This window comes from Rhodococcus sp. LW-XY12 (genome assembly GCF_019317345.1).
GTDB lineage: Bacteria > Actinomycetota > Actinomycetes > Mycobacteriales > Mycobacteriaceae > Rhodococcus > Rhodococcus pyridinivorans.
This window is the reverse complement of the sequence record NZ_CP079225.1, coordinates 4825458-4845789: the sequence shown is the minus strand read 5'-3', so window position 1 is coordinate 4845789 and position 20332 is coordinate 4825458. Positions and strand designations below refer to the sequence as shown.

Sequence of the window (20332 nt, the reverse complement as noted above, 5' to 3'; positions counted from 1 at the left end):
GATCACCTTCCTCCGGGCCGGGCGCCGAGACTTCCGGCCCGGCGATAGCCTGATGAGCATGCCCGACCGTCGTACCCTCGAGATCCGCGCGGGTATCAAGGACTCCTGGGCCGTCGGGCTGGGACTGATCCCGCTGGGGCTCGCGTTCGGTGTGGTTCTCACCCAGGGCGGGTTCGAATGGTGGTGGGCGCCGATCTTCTCCACCGTCATCTACGCGGGGTCGATGGAGTTCCTCGCGATCGGTCTGATCGCGGCGGTCACGCCGCTCGCCTCGGTCGCCGCGGCGACGCTGCTGGTGAACTTCCGGCACGTCTTCTACGGCCTGTCGTTCCCGCTGCACCGCATTCGCAGCCGGCTCGGGCGTCTCTACGGCGTCTATGCGCTCACCGACGAGTCGTACGCGATCGTCGCCCCCAAGGCACGTGAGCCGCTCTCGGGTACCCGCATCCTCACGGTCCAGGTGCTCTGCCAGCTGATGTGGGTCGTGTCGGGCACGATCGGCGCGTTGATCGGGGCAGTGCTCCCCGACGGGCTCGCCGGACTCGAGTTTGCCCTCACGGCACTGTTCGCGGTGCTTGCGATCGATGCCTTCCGCGCCAACCGCGACGTGCCGGCGCCGGTGCTCGCGCTGGTCTGCGGTCTCGTCGCATTGCTGGTCGCGAAAAGCCAGATGCTCGTCGTCGGGCTCGGGTTGTTCGTGGTGTGCCTGTTCGTGCGTTTCGTCTACCGGAACAAGGTGGCCCGTGCCTGAGTCGGTGCCCAGCGCCGGATATGTCCTCGGCGTTCTGGCGGTGATGTTCGTCGTGACGGTCGCGTTGCGCGCGGCGCCGTTCCTCGCGTTGTCGGCGCTGAAGAACTCCGCCTTCGTCGATTTCCTGGGCCGTACGATGCCCGCGGGCGTCATGGTGATCCTGGTGATGTACACACTGCGTGACGTGGGGGAGTCGACCTGGCTACCCGCGACCGTCGGTCTCGCGGGCACGATCGCGGTGCATCTGTGGCGACGCAACGCCGCGCTGAGCACCGTTGTCGGGACGGGTCTCTATCTCGTCGCGTCGGCGTTCTGGACCTGAGCCGGCGCGGCGACGGTCTCCTCGCGCTCGACGGCGTTCTCGGCACCGGGGCGACGATGGCGCGCGGCGACCATCGCGGCGACGAAGACTGCGATCGCGGCCAGGCACTGCGAGGTCCCGAGGACTTCGAGGAGCAACTGCTCGACCCAGCCGCCGGAGGACGCCTCACGCAGCAGGTGGTTGGGTCCGATGAGGAAGACCACGGTGGCGGGCCCCAGCACGGGCCACCAGCGGCGGTAGGCCGGCGCGACGAGCAGCGGCACGAGGAACAGCGCGTACACCCAGTGGTGGGTGACGGCGATCGGAGCGGCGAGCAGCGACGCCAGGCCCACCAGGGCCACCGCGACCACGGGCTCGTCGGCACGCAGGAAGCGGTAGGCGGCCCACGCGGTACCGGCCACGACGACCAGGGCACCGGCCAGCCACAGCGCCTTGGCGGTGCCGTCGGAGAAGTCGAAACGGGCGATGAGACCGGTGAGCGCCTGGTTGCGGAAGAACGACGGGTCGCCGGCGCGGTCGGTCGCGAAGAACTCCGTGGTCCAGAAGTAGACGGTCGAATCGGGGCGCAACCAGTAGCCGAACGCGACGGTCGCGGCAAAGGCGCCCAGCGCGCGGAATGCCGACGGCCAGTCGCGGCGCAGCAGGAAGATCAGGCCGAAGGCGGCCGGGGTCACCTTGATGGCGGCGGCCAGTGCGATGCCGACACCGCGGAAGCGCTTCGGGATCACACCGAGCAGGTCGGCGACCACCAGTGCCATGAGCACGATGTTGATCTGGCCGAACGTGAAGTTGGAGCGGAACGGCTCGAGCCACAGCACCGGTCCGAGCGACGCGGCTGCGATCAGGCTCGGCTGCGACATGTCGAGTCGCTGGTAGACGACCTCGAGCACCCACCACACGAGAGCGATGAGTCCGATCGTCCACAACACCTGCAGGGCGGTGCTGCCCACCAACGCCATCGGGGCGAAGAGGAACGCCGCGAAGGGTGGGTAGATGAACCGGAAACCGGAATGGCTGAAGAACCCCTCGGTGTACAGCGGGGTGTGGTGCAGGAAGGCCCAGCCGGCATCGCGGAAGACGTCGAGATCCATGAGGTACTCGTTCAGCGCGTCGCGCAGGTATCCCGCGACTGCCAGCGCCGAGACCGTCAGACCGATGGCGATCAACAAGGATCGAACAGGTCGGGTACGGACTTCGGTCAACAGCACGGGCGGTACCTCCCGGTAGGAAACAGGTGCGTCGCCACGTTACACAATCGTTGTCTTCGGGATCAGGCGCCGAGAATATCGCCTCCCCAACCGTTTTGGTCGGGAAATCCGTTTCGCGAACTTGGGGAGTGAGACGGATCACGTTGCGGAAGGATCTCGACCGGCCGGACGTGAGGGGAGTATTCGTCTTTCTAGCTCCACAGCTAGAAAGACGAATACTCCGGTAGCGGAGTCAGGCGACGCCGCTGATCTCGTTCGGGGTGTGCGGCAGTTCGGCAGAGCGGATCTCACCCGAGGTCACGTCCACCGCGTACAGGGAATCGGTGGCGGGATCGGTGACGAACGCCGTATCGCCCCGCACCTCGAGTGCGGGCCGAGGTGCCTGCCACTCGTCGGGCTCGGTCCACGGCTCGAGCACCTCGATCCGCCGGACGATCTCGCCGGAGTCGGGATCGATCACGTGGAGGTTGCCGTCGGTGCCGAGAACGAGTGCTTCCCCTGCCGGTCCGCGACCGAGGGAGCGGAAGGTGTAACTCGTACCGAGGTCGACGAGACGCACCGACGCCGTGCGGGTGTCCACGAGCGCGACGCGCTCGGGACGCTCGAGCTCGGCGTCGGGATCGGTCTTGTAGTCGCCGAGGACGACGGGCGAGTCCTCGCTGCCGGCCTGGTTCCCGATCCGGCCGTAGGGGTCGGGCACCGGCGCCTTCGTGAACGTTCCGTCGCGGAAGATCACCATGCCGTCCTCGCATCCGAAGGCGACGACCCCGTCGGCCGCGACCGTCTCACCGTGCACACCCGGGCACTGTTCGGTGCGCGTGATCTCGGTGCCGTTCTCGTCGAGCAGCGCCACACCGGTCCGATCCTCGGAATCGCCGAGGGTGACGAGCATGCCGCCGTCGGGCATCGGGACGGCCACGCCGTGGTGGGCCTCGGGGAGCGCGCGACTGTCGAGATCCGGCAGGTCGGTCGCCGAGGCGAGATCGGCGGGGTCGAACACGTCGATGCGTCCGGTGCCGTCGTCGAACAGGGCGGTGACCCCGGCGTGCGGCACGACGTGTCCGGGCTTCTCGGCGGCGAACGTCAGGTCGGTGAGCGTGGGTGCGCCGGTGTAGTGGTGACCGTGGTCGCCGTGGGCTTCCGTCCAGCTGCCGGTGTCGAGCACGCGGAATCCGCCTTCGGTGGAGATCAGCACGTGGCGTCCGTCGCCGGCAGGGGAGAGGCGGTTGAAACCGTCGAGTGCGAAGTCGTCGACGACGGTGAGTTCTTCTTCCTCGACGACGAGGACGCCGCCGTCGTAGGTCAGGGCGAGGCGCGGCTGCGCCGTCGCCACTTCGGAAGCGGCGGCGGAGGTCGTCGTCTCGGGGGTGTCGGCCGCAGTGGTGTCGGCCTCGGTCGTACCGCCGCAGGCGGCGGCGAAGGTCGCAGCGACGACGGTGAGGGCGGCGCCGCCGTAGCGGGAGAGCGTTGTCATGGGGAAAGAAATAGCTACTATCGAAAATGAATGTCAAAGTCTGAAATGCGCATGCGTGCATGTCGCTCCGGGCGGCCGAGGTTGCAGTTGTTGTCGAGAAATCGCCGAAATGTCGACAACAACTGCGGTTTCGAGCTCGGACATACGCGAATACGGCCGTCTACGACACGCACTAGATGAGCTCAGAATCCGATGAGTTCGCCGTTAGCATCGACGGATGGATCCTGTCCGCAACCCGTACGCCCCGGGCGCGGGACAGCGCCCGCCCGAGCTCGCCGGCCGCGAGAAGCAACTCACCGCGTTCGAGGTGGTCCTCGAACGGATCGCCCGGGAACGACCCGAACGCAGCGTCGTCCTCACCGGCCTCCGCGGTGTCGGCAAGACCGTCCTTCTCAACCATCTGCGCTCCGCCGCCATCGCGAAGAGCTGGGGCACCGGCAAGATCGAGGCCCGTCCCGATCAAGGACTGCGACGCCCCCTGTCGTCGGCGCTGCACATGGCGGTCCGCGAGATCGCCGCCGCGCATCCGGACCCGGAATCGGTGGAGTACTTCCTCGGGGTGCTCAAGTCGTTCGCGCTGCGGGCTACCGCCGACAAGGGCATGCGCGAACGCTGGCAACCCGGCATCGATGCTCCGGCCGTGAAAGGGCGGGCCGACTCGGGCGACATCGAGATCGACCTCGTCGAACTGCTTGTCGACGCAGCAGGACTCGCACGCGACGTGGGCGTGGGCATCGCGTTGTTCATCGACGAGATGCAGGACCTCGGCTCCGACGACGTCTCAGCGATCTGCGGGGCCTGCCACGAGCTGAGCCAGGACGCCGCGCCGCTCATCGTCGTCGGGGCCGGTCTGCCGCACCTGCCCGCGGTGCTGTCGGCGTCGAAGTCCTACTCCGAGCGGCTGTTCACCTACCACCGCATCGACCGGCTCGACCGTGCGGCAGCGGATCTCGCGCTCATCGCGCCTGCGGCACGAGAGGACGTCGAGTTCACGCAGGACGCCCTCGACCTGCTGTACGAAACCGCCGACGGCTACCCGTATTTCGTGCAGGCCTATGGTAAGACGACCTGGGACGTCGCAGCGGATTCGCCGATCACCGCCGACGACGTGCGGGTCGCGGCACCGACTGCGGAAGAGGAACTCGCCGTCGGCTTCTTCGGCTCCCGCTACGAACGGGCGACCCCCGCCGAACGCGAATACATGCGGGCCATGGCGGATCTGGCGGGCGACGACGGGCCTGTCGCGACCTCGAAGATCGCCGTCGAACTCGGACGGAAGCCTGCCTCCCTGTCACCTGCGCGCGACGGATTGATCAAGAAGGGCCTGATCTATTCCGCCGAGCGCGGGTTCATCGGGTTCACCGTTCCGCACTTCGGGCGGTACCTGCGCGCCCAGAACGACTGACCCGGCCGGGGTGATCGAAAGTTCAGTCGACCCACTCGACGGTCTCGTCGAGCGACGCGCGATTCGTGCGACACGCATTGGCCGGGTGCGCCTCGTCGGCGTAACCGAACGAGATGGCGCAGACGATGTCGCGGTCGTCGCCGATGTTCAGTTCGCGTCGCAGCGCGGTGGCCGTCATCGCGACGGCGGCCTGCGGGACGGCGGCGATGCCGAGCGACTCGGCGGCGAGCAGCAGGGTCGAGACGTAGCCACCGCAGTCGACGGCGCCGTACACGCCGAGGGCCTTGTCGGAGGTGATGATCGCGACGTGCGGTGCGCCGAAGAAGCGGTAGTTCTCGAGCATCTGCTCGGTGCGGCGCTGGTAGTCGTCGCGGGCGATGCCCAGCGCGTTGTACAGGGCGTAGCCGGCGCCGCGGCGACGCTCGGCATAGACGCCGCGGTATTCGGCGGGTCCCGGGATGTCGGGATCCATGTTCCCCGAGGTGGCCTGCGCGTAGACGGTGTCGCGCAGGCGGTTGGTGGCGTCGCCGCTGACGATGTGCACTTGCCAGGGTTGGGAGTTGCACCAGGACGCGGTGCGCTGACCCATCTGCAGCATGCGTTCGATGTCCTCGCGCGGGACCTGTTTCGTCAGGAAGGCGCGGCAGCTGAAACGGGTGTCGAGCAGGGACGACAGCGCGTCGGCGGCAGAAGTCATGTCACCACGATGGCACATCACTTCACCGAGCGTTCGTTCAGCCGGTCGGGAGCACACGACAGGCGACTATTCGGCTTTCTACGATCCGTCCGAGAAAGCGGTAGAGAAGGTCAGACGATGTCCCTCTCGTCGCCGGGTGTGACCCGGCGCAGCCCCCGATAGGCATCGGTGGGGGTGCTCTTCCCGGTCACCACGGCCGCGACCTCGGCGGCGATCGGCATCTCCACCCCGTACTCGCGGGCGAGTTCCATGACCGTCGGCGCGGTCTTCACCCCTTCGGCGACCTGCCCCAGCGCCTCGACGGCCTCGTCGATGCTGAGCCCGCGCGCCAGCGCCTCACCGACCCGGCGGTTCCGCGACGACGGACTCGTGCACGTCGCGATGAGATCACCCATCCCCGTGAGGCCCGCGAACGTGCGCGGATCCGCACCCATGGCCTCACCGAGACGCGTCATCTCCGCCAGCCCACGGGCGAGGACCATCGCGCGGGTGTTGTCGCCGACGCTGAGCCCTTCGGCCATGCCGGCCGCGATCGCCACGATGTTCTTGAGGATCCCGCCCAGTTCGCAGCCGAGCACGTCGGTATTGCGATAGACGCGGAACAACGACGTGGCGAACAGCGGTTGCAGCGCCGCACTCACCGCTTCGTCCTGCATCGCGACCACCGACGCGGCGGCCATGCCGTCGGCGATCTCCCCGGCGATGTTCGGACCCGCGAGCAGCCCGACGGGGTGCCCCGGAAGGCATTCGGCGATCACCTCGGTGGGCCGCAGGCGGGTGCCCGGCTCGAGGCCCTTCACGAGCGAGACGACCGGAACCCACGCGCGGATCTCGTCGACGACCTGCTCGAGTGTCTTGCGCACTGCATGCGACGGCACACCGATCACCAGGACGTCGGCTTCGCGGGCGGCCTCTTCGAGATCGGAGGTCGCGCGCAGGCCCTGCGGCAGTGGCCGTTCGCCGAGATATCGACGGTTGCGGTGCTCGGTGTCGATCTCACGCGCGATGTCGTCGTTGCGGGCCCACAACGTCGTCGGGGTGTTGCGTGCGGCCAACGACGCGATCGTGGTTCCCCACGATCCCGATCCGAGAACGACGACGCGAACCGCACGAGCCATCGGTGACCTTTCGTCCGTACGGGCAGGTATCGACAGAGTGTCAGTTTTCCGGTCCCGGCGGGTCCGGTTTGTGGTCCCGGGATCCTCGCGGGGCGGATGTGCTGTGGAGGCGCACGACGACAGGATCGAGGCGGCGCATCGTGGCACGATCGGACCCGTGCCCGGTAAACCCGTCACCGATCAGCGTCTGCGCGACCTCGCGTTGCTGCGCCGCGTCCGCGACCGCATCGACCGCGAGCACGCCCAGCCCCTCGACGTCGAGGCCCTCGCCCGCGGCGTGAACATGTCGGCCGGCCATCTCAGCCGCCAGTTCAGGCTCGCGTACGGCGAGTCGCCCTATTCGTATCTCATGACCCGGCGCATCGAGCGGGCCATGACGTTGCTGCGACGCGGCGACCTCACCGTCACCGAGGTGTGCTTCGAGGTGGGCTGTTCGTCGCTCGGCACCTTCAGTACCCGGTTCACGGAACTCGTCGGCGTGCCCCCGAGCGTGTACCGCAAGCAGGCGTCCGAGGAGACGAACGGCATCCCGTCGTGCGTGGCGAAGAATGTCACCAGACCGATCAGGAATCGAGAAGCGCGGACGGGTCCGCCGGTCATACCGTGATCGGCATGGACATCACCATTCACCAGACATTCCTTCCGCACACCGATCCCGAGGCGTCCCTCGCGTTCTACCGCGACACCCTCGGCTTCGAGGTCCTCAACGACGTCGGTTACGCCGGGAAACGCTGGATCACCCTCGGCCGCAGCGACACTCCCGGCACGTCCCTGGTGCTGTACCCGCCGGACGCCGACCCCGGCATCACGGAGGAGGAGAACGCCACCATCGCCGAGATGATGGCCAAGGGCACCTTCGCATCGATCATCCTCGCGACGAAGGATCTCGACGGGACGTTCGAGCAGCTGCAGGCCGGCGACACCGAGATCGTCCAGGAACCCACCGACCAGCCGTACGGCGTCCGCGACTGCGCTCTCCGCGACCCCGCGGGAAACATGGTCCGCATCCAGCAATTGCGCTGACCGATCCCACGATCGGCCTTACTCTCCGATCGTCGCACCCGTTCCGCCCCGCATCCGTACGACCACTGGAGTCTTCGAACATGACCTCGACGAAGGACACACCGGCACATGCAGCGCACGTCGCCGACACCCACGATGCGATCCGGGTTCACGGAGCGCGCGTGAACAATCTCCGCGACATCAGCGTGGAGATCCCCAAGCGGCGATTGACGGTGTTCACCGGTGTCTCCGGCTCGGGCAAGAGTTCGCTGGTGTTCAGCACGATCGCCGCCGAGTCGCAGCGCCTGATCAACGAGACGTACAGCGCGTTCGTGCAGGGATTCATGCCGACCCTGGCCCGCCCGGACGTCGACGTGCTCGACGGCATCACCGCGGCGATCATCGTCGGCCAGGAACGGATGGGATCGAATCCGCGCTCGACAGTGGGCACCGCCACCGATGCCAACGCGATGCTTCGCATCCTGTTCAGCCGGGTTGCGGAGCCGCACATCGGTCCGCCCAACGCCTACTCGTTCAACGTGCCGTCGGTGCGGGCCAGTGGTGCGGTGACGGTGGAGAGGGGCGCCGGGAAGACCCAGGCCGAGAAGGTGACCTTCAACCGGCTCGGCGGCATGTGCCCGCGATGCGAGGGCAAGGGCAACATCTCCGATTTCGACCTGACCGTGCTCTACGACGACGGTCTCTCCCTCAACGAGGGCGCCCTGAAGATCCCCGGCTACAGCATGGACGGCTGGTACGGCCGGATCTACCGCGGCTGCGGCTTCTTCGATCCCGACAAGCCGATCGTGAAGTTCACCAAGCGGCAACTCCACGACCTGCTCTACAAGGAACCCACCAAGATCAAGGTGGAGGGCGTCAACGTCACCTTCGAGGGCCTGATCCCGAAGATCCAGAAGTCGTTCCTGTCCAAGGATCTCGACGCGATGCAACCGCACATCCGTGCGTTCGTCGAGAAGGCCGTCGTCTTCTCCACATGCCCGGACTGTGAAGGGACGCGTCTCGCCCCCGAGGCGCGGTCGTCGAAGATCGACGGCAGGAGCATCGCGGATGTGTGCGCGATGCAGATCAGCGATCTCGCCGAATGGGTGCGCGGACTGGATCTTCCGCAGGTTGCCCCGCTGCTGAAGAACCTTTGTCATCTGCTCGACTCCTTCGCGGACATCGGGCTGGGATATCTGTCGCTGGATCGTCCCACCGGCACCCTGTCCGGCGGAGAATCGCAGCGCATCAAGATGATCCGCCATCTCGGATCGTCGCTGACCGATATCACCTACGTCTTCGACGAACCGACGATCGGCATGCACCCGCACGACATCGCGCGGATGAACAACCTGCTGCTACAACTGCGCGACAAGGGCAACACCGTGCTCGTCGTCGAACACAAACCCGAGGCCATCGCGATCGCCGACCACATCGTCGATCTCGGCCCGCGCGCCGGCACCGAGGGCGGACAGGTGGTCTTCGAGGGCACCGTCGACGAACTGCGGCGTGCCGACACCCTCACCGGTCGTCACCTCGACGACCGGGCGTCGCTGAAACCGACGGTGCGCACCCCGAGCGGAGCCCTGAAGGTCCGCGGCGCAGACACGCACAACCTGCAGAACGTCGACGTCGATATCCCGCTCGGCGTGCTCGTCGTGGTGACCGGCGTGGCCGGATCGGGCAAGAGTTCGCTGATCCACGGTTCGGTGGCCGACGGCGACGGCGTGGTCACGATCGACCAGAGCCCCATCAAGGGCTCGCGTCGCAGCAACCCCGCGACCTACACGGGTCTTCTCGAACCGATCCGCAAGGCGTTCGCGAAGGCCAACGGTGTCAAGCCGGCCCTGTTCAGTTCCAACTCCGAGGGCGCCTGCCCGACCTGCAACGGCGCCGGTGTCGTCTACACCGACCTCGGGGTGATGGCCACCGTCGAATCGGTTTGCGAGGACTGCGAGGGCAAGCGCTTCCAGACCGCCGTGCTCGACTACACCCTGGCGGGGAAGAACATCGCCGAGGTGCTCGCCATGTCCGTCGCGCAGGCCCAGGAGTACTTCGCCGACGGCGAGGCACGCACCCCGGCGGCGTCGAAGATCCTGCAGCGACTGTCCGACGTCGGCCTCGGCTATCTGCGGCTCGGCCAGCCCCTGACCACCCTGTCGGGCGGTGAGCGGCAGCGGCTCAAGCTCGCCACCGCGATGGCCGAGAAGGGGGAGACCTACATCCTCGACGAACCCACCACGGGCCTGCACCTCGCCGACGTCGAACAGCTGCTCGGTCTGCTCGACCGGCTCGTCGAGTCCGGCAAGTCGGTGATCGTCATCGAACACCACCAGGCCGTGATGGCCCACGCCGACTGGATCATCGACCTCGGTCCCGGCGCCGGCCACGACGGTGGACGCATCGTCTTCGAGGGCACCCCCAGCGAACTCGTGGAGGAGCGGTCGACGCTCACCGGCGAGCATCTCGCCGAGTACGTCGGGGTCGGGGTCAGCGGCTGAAGTCCGGACGCTCCATCAGCCACGACACGGCCACACCCGCGACGAGCCCCCAGAACGCCGCGCCGATGTTCCAGACGGTGATGTTCGAGGCGGTGACCACGAACGCGACGAGCGCACCCATGGTGTGCTTGCTCGCGAACCCGGCCACGAAGGCGCCCTGCAACGCTTTGAGCATCGCCAGGCCGCCGAGAGTCGCGACGAACGAGGCGGGCGCGGCGATCATCCACCGGACGAACAGCGGCGCGAACAGTCCGAAGACGATCGCCAGCGTCCCGCATGTGATCGCCGCGGTGTACTGACGGGACCGTTCGCCCGACGACACGAGCAGCGCGTTGGTCGGTCCGGTCAGACAGGTCGACACGGCGCCGACGCACGCGGCAAGGAAGGACCACAGTCCGCACGCGATCGCCGAGACGTTGACGGGCGGATTGTGCCCGGCCGAGCGCAGCACCGCGATGCCTTGCCCGTTCTGCACCACCAGCACGGTGATCGCGAGCGGCACGACGAGTTCGAGGATCGCCGACCACGTGAACTGCGGGGCGGTGAACACCGGTGCGGCGAAGACCGCGCTGTCGGTCCCGGACGGTGAGAACCGGCCCGACAGCGCGACCGCGCCCACCCCGGCGAGCAGGGCGCCGAGGATGGGAGGCATCCACTTACCGAGGACCGCAACGGAACTGAGCAGGAGGAAGACGATCACCATCGGTGCGGCGATGGCGACGTCGGAACCGAGCGCCGAAACCAGATCGATGCCGAACTTCAGGAACACCCCCGCGACCATCGCCATGACGATGGGCATCGGCAACGCTTCCATCACTCGGCGCACCAGTCCCGAGGCCCCCAGTACCGTCACGAGGGCCGCTGTCACGAAGAATGCGCCGACCACCTCCGCCCAGCTCAGGTGGGTGAGCGACCCGCCGACCAGCACGGTGCCGGGGATGGTCCAGAAGAACCCGAGCGGTTGCCGGTAGGCGACGCTCATCACGATGGTGAGCAGCCCGTTGAGGGCGAACACCCCGAAGATCCACGACGCCAACTGCGGTGCGCTCAGCCCGCCCGCGGCGCCGGCGGCGAGGATCACGGCGACCGGTCCGGTGCACGAGAAGACGAGCCCGATCAAGCCGTTCGCGGCGTATCGTGGGCCGAGATCCCGGAGTATCCCGCGCGGTCCGACGACGGGACGCACGGGGCGTTCGAACAGATCGGTCTCGGCGGTGGGGCCATCGTCCACGGCGGTCAATGATCAACCTCGATCCTGTTGTCGGAACTTCGCGGCGAGCTCGCTGCGCGAGCGGATGCCGAACTTCGAGTACACGCGGGTCAGGTGGTACTGCACGGTCTTGACGGACAGGAACAGCTCACCGGCGACTTCCTTGTTGGTGCGGCCCGACGCGACGAGTGTGGCCACGGCGCGTTCCTGCGGAGTGAGGGTCGTGAAATCCGAACGCGGGGTCTCGGTCTCGCCGTCGCCGGTACGAAGACCACCGGCCTTGAGTTCCCGGTCGCAACGTTCCACGTACGAGACGGCGCCGAGCGACGCGTACAGCTCACGGGCGGTGCGGATCACCGCGTCGGCGTCGCGGCGACGCCCCGCGCGGCGCATCGTCTGGCCGTACGCGAAGTTGATGCGTGCACGGTCGTAGGGCAGTGGCAGCGTGTCGATCTCGTCGAGTGCGTGTTCGAAAGCGTCGCGGGCGGCGTCGATGTCGCCGCGGGCTCCGAGGATGCGACCGCGCACGTAACCGAGGCGGGCCTTGGCGGAGCGGTGACCGCGTTCGGCGGCGAGTTCCTCGTGCGGCCGCAGGAATTCGTCCGCTTCGTCGACGCGTCCGGTGATCACGAGGGCGTTGCCGTAGAGATCCGGCCACGGCCAGTGGCCGGGTTCGTCGACGGCGCCCCGCTCGCGCATGGTGACGATCGGTTCCAGATAGCGCAACACGCTCGTGTAGTCGGAGACGACCTCGGCGCACTGCGCCAGGCACAGGCAGGCCGGTACGAGCATGAGCGGGTAGTCGTTGTTCCCGGCGCGGGCACGGTGGGCGTGTTCCCGTGCCGCGGTCCAGTTCCCGCGCAGCGCCTGGACCTGGGCGCCGGTCCAGTGGACGAGCGGTCGGAGCAGATCGAGTTGTGTCGCGTCGAGCTGCGCCGCCGCGCGATCGACGGTGCGCAGCGCGTCGGACCACGCACCGAGCGCGAATTGTGTTCGCGCGAGCCAGGCCTGCGCCCACAGCGAGATGCGCAGCGACCCGCCGCGGAAGATGGTCGGTTCGGCCGCCTCGAGTTCGGTCCGGGCGAGATCGGGCCGGTCGAGCACCAATGCGAGCCACCCCTCGGCCATGCGGATGCGCTGGCTCTGCGCTCCGAGCCGGATGACATCGGACAGAGCCGAATACGACTTGATGGCCTCATCGACGCGACCGGTCATCGCCAGCCCGAGTCCGCGGATGGCCCGGGACTCGACGACGGGTGGAGCCGTCTCGGGGAGAGTGTCCGCGGCACGATCGGCCCACAGGACAAGATCGTCGCCGCGCAGCCGTGCCAACGAATGCAACACCATGCGTTGCGAAATCGTCGCGGCGAGTTCGGGTTCGGATTCCGGATCGTCGAGCATCGACCACGCTTCGGTGAGAAGGTGGTGCGCTTCCGCGGCCCGCCCCCGCTGGATCGCGAGATAGCCGAGCACGGCGTTGCGCATCGGTCCGCTCGGCACGCTCTCGATCTCGGGGACGAACGTCTGGGCCTGGGGCAGGTCCGCCGCACCGGTCAGTGCGTCGACACCGCGGATCATCCTGCGGGTCCGTAGTTCTCGGTCGAGAGTGATACGGCTCGCGGTGATGAGCGCTTCGGCCGCTTGGGACCAGGCGCCGTCGGCGGCGCATCGCCGGGCGTAAGCGTCGAGGTCGGCGGCGAGTTCCTCGTTTCCGGTCGGTGTCGCGGACACCAGGTGGAACAACCGGGCGCCCTCGTCGTCGACGAGCGAAGCGGCCCGCGCGTGCAGGCTGTGCCAGCGGGCCGGGCCGATCTCGTCGGCCACGGCGGCGCGGGTCATGGGATCGGGGAACGACAACGACACCACGCCCCGCTGTTCACGCATCGTGAGCAGACCGAGCCGGTGGGCCTCGTCGAGCGGCCCGGTCGTGTCGCCGACCTCGGCGAGTTCGGCGACGAGCGCGAGGGATTCGGTGGCTCCCCGTGTCGCGGCGGTGTCCAGGACGGCGACCGATTCGACGAGCGCGCGCGTGTCCGGTGAACACCGGGCAAGGATGCGACCCACTTTCCCCGCGTGTTGTCTCGGTGCTGGGAAACGCGCCTGCCAGCGGTGCCATTCGTCGCGAGGGATCTCGTCGAGAAGCTGCAGGATCGAGCGGGTGTTCCCGAGCGTGTGTTCCTGCAGGCGACGCGCCGTCCACGCGGACAGGTCGACGCCGATGCGATGCAGTGCGAGTTGCGCGACATCCGGGGGCGCCAGCGCGCCGACGTGGAGGGTGTCCACGCGGTGGCTGTTCGAGAGGAGGTCGGCGGTCGCCGGGGCGACATCGTCGGGAAGCACGTCGGGCACGATCCAGATCATGAGCAGGGGACGTCCGTGCGCTCGCCTCAGCGACGACGACAGCGACTGCAACGACTCGGCATCCGCGTAGTGCGCGTCGTCGACGACGATCACCGTCGCGTCGTCGATCCGGTCGAGGAGCGTGCGTGCCGCCTCCACCGGGTCGCCCGCCGTGACGGTGTCACCGAGCAGCTGTTCGAGCACGGACCACGGATGGCCGGCTTCCCAGCGGGCCCCGGTCGCGTCGTGTACGGCGAGGTCGTCGTGGCGAGCGACGAAATACGAAACGAGGGAGGATTTCCCGACGCCGGACGCCCCCTCGACGAGGACCAGCGAGGGGACACCCGCGCGGGCTTCGTCGAGGAGGCGTTCGAGTTGCATCAACTCGGAGTTCCGGCCGATCAGCACAACGTTGTCCGTCACACATCCACGGTAGTCGGCACGGGGCGATCGGAACTGCGGACCGGCGAGACGGACTGGACCGGGCGGGGCACGAACCACGTGACCAGACCACCGGCGAGCGCGATACCCGCGAAGATGTAGAAGTTCACGTTGTTCGCGAAGCCCGCGCCGATGAGCAGACCTCCGATGACCGGGCCGACGATGCCGCCCAGGCGGCCGAAGCCGGCGCACCACGCCACACCCGCAGCGCGGGCGGGGGTGTCGTAGTAGTTGGACACGAACCCGTAGATGAGCACCTGGGTGCCGATCGTGCCCGTACCGGCGATCGCGACGGCGGTGAGCAGCACCGGCAGCGGGAAACCGAGCGTGAGCAGCACGAGGGCCACGGCCGCGAGGAAGAAGGTGGTGACGATGACGGACTGCGGTCCGCGGCCGTCGGCGACCTTCGAGGCGAGCAGGCCGCCGAGGATGGCGCCGCCGTTGAGGACGAGGAGGAAGGCGAGCGAGCCGTTGGCGTTGTAACCGGCGTCGGCCATGATCTTCGGCAGCCAGGTGTTGAGGCCGTAGGTGAGCAGCAGACCGGCGAAGCTCATCATGCCGAGCAGTCCCGTACCGAGGGCGTACTTGCGGGTCGCGAGTGCCGCGAAACCGATCTTCTCGGTGGAAGCGACAGGTGCTGCGGACGGCAGTGGGAAACCGAACTTCTCGCACACACGCTGCGCCTCGTCGGAGCGTCCCCGCGACTGCAGCCAGGCGGGCGACTCGGGAAGCTTCATCAGTGCCAGCGGGAGCAGGATGAGCAGCGGCAACGCGCCGATGAGGAACAGTCCGCGCCAGCCGATCGCGTCGCGCAGCAGGATCGCGAGCAGCGAGGCCATCACACCGCCGGCGGGGACACCGCTGTAGACGATGGCGTTGAACAGGTTGCGCTTGCCGGGCGGAGCGAACTCGGCGACCACGGCTCCGGCGGTGGCGACGAGACCGCCGACGCCGATGCCGGTGAAGAAGCGGAGCGCGCCGAACATCGTGATGCTCGTGGAGAAGGCCGCCGCACCCATGCCGACGGAGAACCAGACGATGTTGATCAACATCATCTTCCGGCGGCCGACGCGGTCACCGAACGCACCGGTCAACAGCGCGCCGACCATGACGCCGATGAGCGCGTAGGAGCCGAGGGCACCACCCTGCTGGGCAGAGATCTCCCCGAGCTGGGTCGGATCGGCCATCAGGGTCGGAAGGACGGTGCCGTACACGACGAGGTCGTAGCCGTCGAAGATGATCGCGAGGGTGGCGAGCGCGACGATCCAGATGACGCTGCGCCGATGTTGTGGACTGGCCCAGGTCTGCGTGGCGTGGGGCATGCGTTGCTCCGGTCTGTGGGTGGAGTCACAAGAGGATTCGGGGAGAAAAGTGGCCTCACCGGGGGGACTGGCGCCTCCGGTGAGGCCGAGCGAGGGGCGGTCAGCCCAGATCGCCGCCGGCGACGGGAAGAACCGTGCCGGTGATGTAGGAGGCCTCCTCGGAGGCCAGGAAACAGATCGCGGCGGCCTGCTCGTCGAGCGTGCCGTACCGCTTGAGCAGGGAGGAATCGACGGTCTGGTCCACGATCTGCTGGTACCAGGCCTTCTCCTGCTCGGACTGCGGCGACGGACCGCGCGCGATCCGCCGCTCGGGAGCGACGGTGCCGCCCGGGGCGGTCGCCACCACGCGGACCCCGTAGGGGGCGAGTTCGAGGGCGAGCGACGCGGTGATCGCGTTGACCCCACCCTTCGCCGCCGAATACGGCACGCGGTTGACGCCGCGGGTCGCGACCGACGAGACGTTCACGATCGTGCCGGCGCGTCGCTCGATCAGATGGGGAGCGGCGGCGCGACACGTCCACAGAGTGGGGAACAGCGACCGCCGGATCTCCTTCTCGATCTCCTCCGGCGCATAGTGCTCGTACGGCTTGGCCCAGATCGTGCCGCCGACGACGTTGATCAGCACGTCGATGCGGCCGGTGGTGCGGACGGCGTGGGAGATCGCCTCCTCCGCGCCCTCGAAGGTCTCGAGATCCGCCGTCACCGAATGCGCCTTGCCGCCCGCCTCGCGCAGCTGCTCGGCCACCTCGTGGACGAGATCCGCGCGGTCGACGAGCACGACCTCACCGCCCTCGGCGGCGATGCGGGTCGCCACCGTGAGACCGATGCCCTGCGCGGCGCCGGTGATCGTCAGGCACCGTCCGTCGAACCGGCCCGGGAAGATCTTCGTTGCGATCATGAGGAGACACCTGCTGGGGCACCGCTGGCGATGGCGCGACGCATCGTCTCCTTGGCGTGCTGCGAGTGGACGACGATCAGGTCGCGCGCGGCGGCCTTGTCGCCCTTCTCGAACGCCTCGACGAGCTGCAGGTGCTCGTCGACGATGTGCTCCTCGATCCACTGCGCGTCGCGCAGGACCTGCTTCATCAACCGGGTGACCTCGAGCTTGTTGTAGGCCTCGAGCAGCACCGGGTTGGTGCAACAGCGGAAGAGGAACTCGTGGAAGGCCGCATTGGTGTCGGTGAACGCCGCGGCGTCGGTGAAGTGGTCGCCTTCGACCGACGCGCCGGACGCCTCGGCGAGGATGCGGAACTCGACGAGCTGCTCCGACGTGAGCCGGCCGATCGTGAGTTCGACGACCCCGAGTTCGAGGGCCATGCGGGCGTCGAACTGCTCGTCCGATTCGGCGACGGGCGGATGCTCCTCGCCGATCTCGTAATTGCCGGGCTCGGGGTTCTCGAGCACCACCGGACGACCGGTCTCGGCGGCAGCCTTCTCCGCCGCGGCCTTCTCGGCGTCGGTGGCAGCGGGTGCGGTTGCCCCACCCGGGGTGGCCGAGGTGTTGAACTTCTCGAAGTAGAAGTTCGTCGGCTCGATACCGTTCTCGGACAGGTGGTTACGCACCGCCTCCACCATGGGCGGCGGACCGCACAGGTAGATGTCCACATCACCGTCGTTGAGGTGCGACGGCTCGAACAGACCCGTCACGTATCCCTTGTTCGGGGCGGACGACGCTTCGTCGGCGACGCAGTAGTCGAACGTGAAGTTCGGCAGCCGCTTCGTGTACTCCTCGAGCGCGTCGAGTTCGACGAGATCGTGATCGAAGGTGACACCGTAGATCAGGTGCACCGGCTGGTCCGAGCCGTCGGCCTCGATCTTCGACAGGATCGACAGCAGCGGCGCCAGGCCGGTACCGCCGGCGAGCAGCAGCGACGGACGCTTGCGCTCGCGCAGGAAGAAGCTGCCGAATGGGCCGGTGAACTCCAGGGTATCGCCGACCTGCGCGCGGTCGCGCAGGTATTCGGACATCAGACCGTCCTCGGTGATCTTCACGAGGAACGCGAGCGAATTCTCGTGCGGGCCGGTGCTGAACGAGTACGAGCGGGTCGCCGGCTTACCGGTGCCGTCGTCGCTGCCGGGCACGCCGATGTTGACGTACTGACCGGGCAGGAACACCAGATCGTCACGGTTGTCGATCTCGACGGTGAACCCGACGACGCTCTCGGAGTAACGGCGCAGATCCGTGATGGTCGCGCTGTACGAGGCGGCCGCGGTCTTCGCGACATCGGAGGTGCTCGCGATCTGCACCACCAGATCGGATTCCGGCATCATCTGGCACGGCAGGCAGTAACCCTGCTCGGCCTCTTCGTCGGTGAGGGCGTCCTCGATGTAGTCGCCGCCGTCGTAGCTGCCCGATTCGCAGAAGGCCTTGCAGGTTCCGCACGCGCCGTCGCGGCAGTCGAGCGGAATGTTGATGCGTGCCTTGTACGAGGCGTCGGCGACGGTCTCGTTCGGGTTGACCTTGATGAAGCGGGTGACCCCGTCCTCGAAGCTCAATGCCACCTGGTAAGCCATGGCACGTGCCTCCTTTCGTGATCGGGGTGGAACTAGACGACGTAGACGTCGACGATGTGGTGGATGTAGTCGTTCTTCAGGACGATCTTCTTCTTCTTGATCACCGGCTGTGCGCCCGAGACATCGAGGGTGAGGAAGGTGGTCCCGAAGTAGGTGTCGGTGGTGTTGTAGCGGAAGTACAACGAGAACCAGTTGTGCCGCAGGTCGATTTCGGTGCCGCGACGCTCGAGGATCTCGACGTTGGTGATGTTGTGTCCTGTGCGGGGTTCGGGCAGCGAGGTCGCCGACGAACGGTCGGTGCGGATGCGGAACACCCGGTCCTCGAGGCCGCCGCGATTCGGGTAGTAGATCAGCGAGATCTCGGTCTGCGGGTTCTCGGTGAGAGCACCGTCGTCGTCCCAGGCCGGCATCCAGTACTCGGCATCGGGGTGGTAGCACTCGAGCCACTGCTCGAACTCGCGGTCGTCGAGCAGTCGGGCCTCACGGTAGAGGAACTGTTCGATGTCGGTCTGCGTGAATTCGTGTACGGCAGTCATGATTCCGGTTCCTCTCAGAGCGCGGACGGGTCGGCGGCGGAACTCTCGGCGGCGATGGCCTCGCGCATCGCTTCGAGCCAGTAGCCGTGCTGGATCGGGTACAGGCCTTCGTCCTCGGTCTTCACACCGCTCGACAGCACCTTCGTCATGCCGAGATCCTGAGCGACCTCGTCGGGTCCGTTGAGGATGTGGGTTGCACCGCGGCTCATGTCGTTCCAGGGCGCAGCCGATGCGAGGTAGGTCTTCTGGCAGGAGCGGAACTCCTCGAGATCATCCGGGGTGGCCATGCCGGTCGCGTTGAAGAAGTCCTCGTACTGACGGATCCGGTTGGCGCGGGACTCGGCGCTCTCACCCTTCGGTGCGATGCAGTAGATCGTCACCTCGGTCTTGTCCACGGAGATCGGGCGGAAGTGCCGGATCTGCGAGGAGAACTGGTCCATGATGTACACGTTCGGGTACAGGCACAGGTTGCGCGACGCGCCGACCATGAACTCGGCCTTCTTCTCGCCGAACTCCTTCGCGAGTTCGTCCTTGCGCGGGTACAGCGGACGGTCCTCGGGGTTGCCCCACCACATCCACAGCAACAGGTGGCCGTGGTCGAACGAGTAGTAGCCGCCGCCCTGCTTGCCCCAGGTGCCGGCGTCCATCGCCTTGGTCTCGTTGCTGGACTCACCGGCAGTGCGGCGCGCGGTGGTCGCGGCATAGTTCCAGTGGGTGGCCGAGACGTGGTAACCGTCGGCGCCGTTCTCGGCCTGCAGCTTCCAGTTGCCGTCGTAGGTATAGGTGGACGAACCGCGCAGCACCTCGAGGCCCTCGGGGGACTGGTCGACGAGCATGTCGATCATCTTCGTGGTGTCACCGAGGTGGTCCTCGAGCGACTTGACGTCGGGATTCAGGCTGCCGAACAGGAAACCGCGGTAGCTCTCGAAACGAGCGACCTTCCGCAGGTCGTGGCTGCCGTCGGTGTTGAACTGCTCGGGATAGCCGGCGTCGCGGGGATCCTTGACCTTCAGCAGCTTTCCGTTGTTGCGGAACGTCCAGCCGTGGAAGGGGCACGTGAAGGTGGTGCGGTTGTCGGTCTTGCGACGGCACAGCATCGCACCGCGGTGGCTGCACGCGTTGATCAGGCAGTGCAGCTCGCCTTCCTTGTCGCGGCTGATGACGACGGGCTGGCGGCCGATATACGTGGTGAAGTAATCACCGACGTTCGGGACCTGGCTCTCGTGGGCGAGGTACACCCAGTTGCCCTCGAAGATGTGCTTCATCTCGAGTTCGAAGATCTCCTCGTCGGTGAAGACGTCACGGCGGATCTGGTACCGCCCGGTGCTCGGGTCTTCGACGAGTGCGCCGTCGAGGCGAGTGCGCACGTGCTCCACGATGTCGGTCATGGGATCCTCCAGGTATCGGCTTCGTTCCCGGGACGGACAGGGCGTGTCCGACGCGGCCGAGCCTGTACTGAAGATTCGTGGTGACCGGGGTCTTTCTCCGGTC

Annotated in this window: 17 protein-coding genes; 6 read left to right on the top strand and 11 right to left on the bottom strand. The window is 67.4% G+C overall.

All coding sequences use genetic code 11. The features are described 5' to 3' along the window. Window positions 1–52 precede the first annotated feature (52 nt). Together KXC42_RS22255 and KXC42_RS22250 are read left to right on the top strand one after the other, a co-directional pair. On the top strand, window positions 53–751 hold the full coding sequence (locus KXC42_RS22255; RefSeq protein WP_006553140.1) for an AzlC family ABC transporter permease: 699 nt from the start codon (window positions 53–55) through the stop codon (window positions 749–751). Continuing rightward, window positions 744–1073 (top strand): branched-chain amino acid transporter permease, encoded by a 330-nt coding sequence (locus KXC42_RS22250; RefSeq protein WP_200358911.1) that lies wholly within the window; start codon window positions 744–746, stop codon window positions 1071–1073. Before KXC42_RS22255 ends, KXC42_RS22250 begins: the two co-directional genes overlap by 8 nt. Here the strand turns inward: KXC42_RS22250 and KXC42_RS22245 are convergent. Then, the gene (locus tag KXC42_RS22245) at window positions 1043–2281 is read right to left on the bottom strand and encodes a glycosyltransferase 87 family protein (RefSeq protein WP_219129604.1); all 1239 of its coding nucleotides are present in this window, start codon (window positions 2279–2281) and stop codon (window positions 1043–1045) included. The two genes, KXC42_RS22250 and KXC42_RS22245, sit on opposite strands and share 31 nt — an antisense overlap. 232 nt (window positions 2282–2513) lie before the next feature. After that, window positions 2514–3755 (bottom strand): zinc metallochaperone AztD, encoded by a 1242-nt coding sequence (gene aztD / locus KXC42_RS22240; protein WP_006553143.1) that lies wholly within the window; start codon window positions 3753–3755, stop codon window positions 2514–2516. A gap of 217 nt (window positions 3756–3972) precedes the next feature. Here aztD and KXC42_RS22235 point away from each other — a divergent pair, with 217 nt between their 5' ends. After that, window positions 3973–5160: an ATP-binding protein gene (locus KXC42_RS22235; RefSeq protein WP_006553144.1), complete on the top strand. Its 1188-nt coding sequence runs from the start codon at window positions 3973–3975 to the stop codon at window positions 5158–5160. 22 nt (window positions 5161–5182) lie between these two features. On the opposite strand, the gene KXC42_RS22230 is transcribed toward KXC42_RS22235, so the two are convergent. After that, on the bottom strand, window positions 5183–5857 hold the full coding sequence (locus KXC42_RS22230) for a nitroreductase (protein ID WP_219129603.1): 675 nt from the start codon (window positions 5855–5857) through the stop codon (window positions 5183–5185). A gap of 110 nt (window positions 5858–5967) precedes the next feature. Continuing rightward, the gene (locus KXC42_RS22225; RefSeq protein WP_006553146.1) at window positions 5968–6975 is read right to left on the bottom strand and encodes an NAD(P)H-dependent glycerol-3-phosphate dehydrogenase; all 1008 of its coding nucleotides are present in this window, start codon (window positions 6973–6975) and stop codon (window positions 5968–5970) included. A gap of 157 nt (window positions 6976–7132) precedes the next feature. Between KXC42_RS22225 and KXC42_RS22220 the strand changes: the two genes are divergently transcribed. From KXC42_RS22220 to KXC42_RS22210, 3 genes are all read left to right on the top strand, one after another. Beyond that, on the top strand, window positions 7133–7582 hold the full coding sequence (locus KXC42_RS22220; protein WP_039958298.1) for a helix-turn-helix transcriptional regulator: 450 nt from the start codon (window positions 7133–7135) through the stop codon (window positions 7580–7582). Between the two features lie 5 nt (window positions 7583–7587). Next, on the top strand, window positions 7588–7998 hold the full coding sequence (locus tag KXC42_RS22215) for a VOC family protein (protein WP_033097560.1): 411 nt from the start codon (window positions 7588–7590) through the stop codon (window positions 7996–7998). An 80-nt stretch (window positions 7999–8078) separates the two neighbouring features. Then, window positions 8079–10478, top strand: a complete 2400-nt coding sequence (locus KXC42_RS22210) for an excinuclease ABC subunit UvrA (RefSeq protein ID WP_219129602.1) — start codon at window positions 8079–8081, stop codon at window positions 10476–10478. On the opposite strand, the gene KXC42_RS22205 is transcribed toward KXC42_RS22210, so the two are convergent. The 7 genes from KXC42_RS22205 to benA all read right to left on the bottom strand — a co-directional run bounded on the left by KXC42_RS22205 (window position 10468) and on the right by benA (window position 20229). Next, entirely contained in the window at window positions 10468–11718 is a 1251-nt protein-coding gene (locus KXC42_RS22205) for a benzoate/H(+) symporter BenE family transporter (protein WP_373922171.1), read from the bottom strand. The two genes, KXC42_RS22210 and KXC42_RS22205, sit on opposite strands and share 11 nt — an antisense overlap. Before the next feature lie 3 nt (window positions 11719–11721). After that, entirely contained in the window at window positions 11722–14451 is a 2730-nt protein-coding gene (locus KXC42_RS22200; RefSeq protein ID WP_219129600.1) for a LuxR family transcriptional regulator, read from the bottom strand. Beyond that, the gene (locus KXC42_RS22195; protein WP_019288830.1) at window positions 14448–15791 is read right to left on the bottom strand and encodes an aromatic acid/H+ symport family MFS transporter; all 1344 of its coding nucleotides are present in this window, start codon (window positions 15789–15791) and stop codon (window positions 14448–14450) included. Before KXC42_RS22195 ends, KXC42_RS22200 begins: the two co-directional genes overlap by 4 nt. A 100-nt stretch (window positions 15792–15891) precedes the next feature. Beyond that, window positions 15892–16689: a 1,6-dihydroxycyclohexa-2,4-diene-1-carboxylate dehydrogenase gene (locus KXC42_RS22190; RefSeq protein WP_033097475.1), complete on the bottom strand. Its 798-nt coding sequence runs from the start codon at window positions 16687–16689 to the stop codon at window positions 15892–15894. Further along, the gene (benC, locus tag KXC42_RS22185) at window positions 16686–18305 is read right to left on the bottom strand and encodes a benzoate 1,2-dioxygenase electron transfer component BenC (protein ID WP_200358902.1); all 1620 of its coding nucleotides are present in this window, start codon (window positions 18303–18305) and stop codon (window positions 16686–16688) included. Before benC ends, KXC42_RS22190 begins: the two co-directional genes overlap by 4 nt. A 32-nt stretch (window positions 18306–18337) precedes the next feature. Next, a complete protein-coding gene (gene benB, locus KXC42_RS22180; RefSeq protein ID WP_006553155.1) occupies window positions 18338–18841 on the bottom strand; it encodes a benzoate 1,2-dioxygenase small subunit in 504 nt (167 codons plus the stop codon). A gap of 14 nt (window positions 18842–18855) precedes the next feature. Continuing rightward, complete coding sequence (gene benA, locus KXC42_RS22175) at window positions 18856–20229, bottom strand: benzoate 1,2-dioxygenase large subunit (RefSeq protein WP_006553156.1); 1374 nt, start codon at window positions 20227–20229, stop codon at window positions 18856–18858. Window positions 20230–20332: the final 103 nt, after the last annotated feature.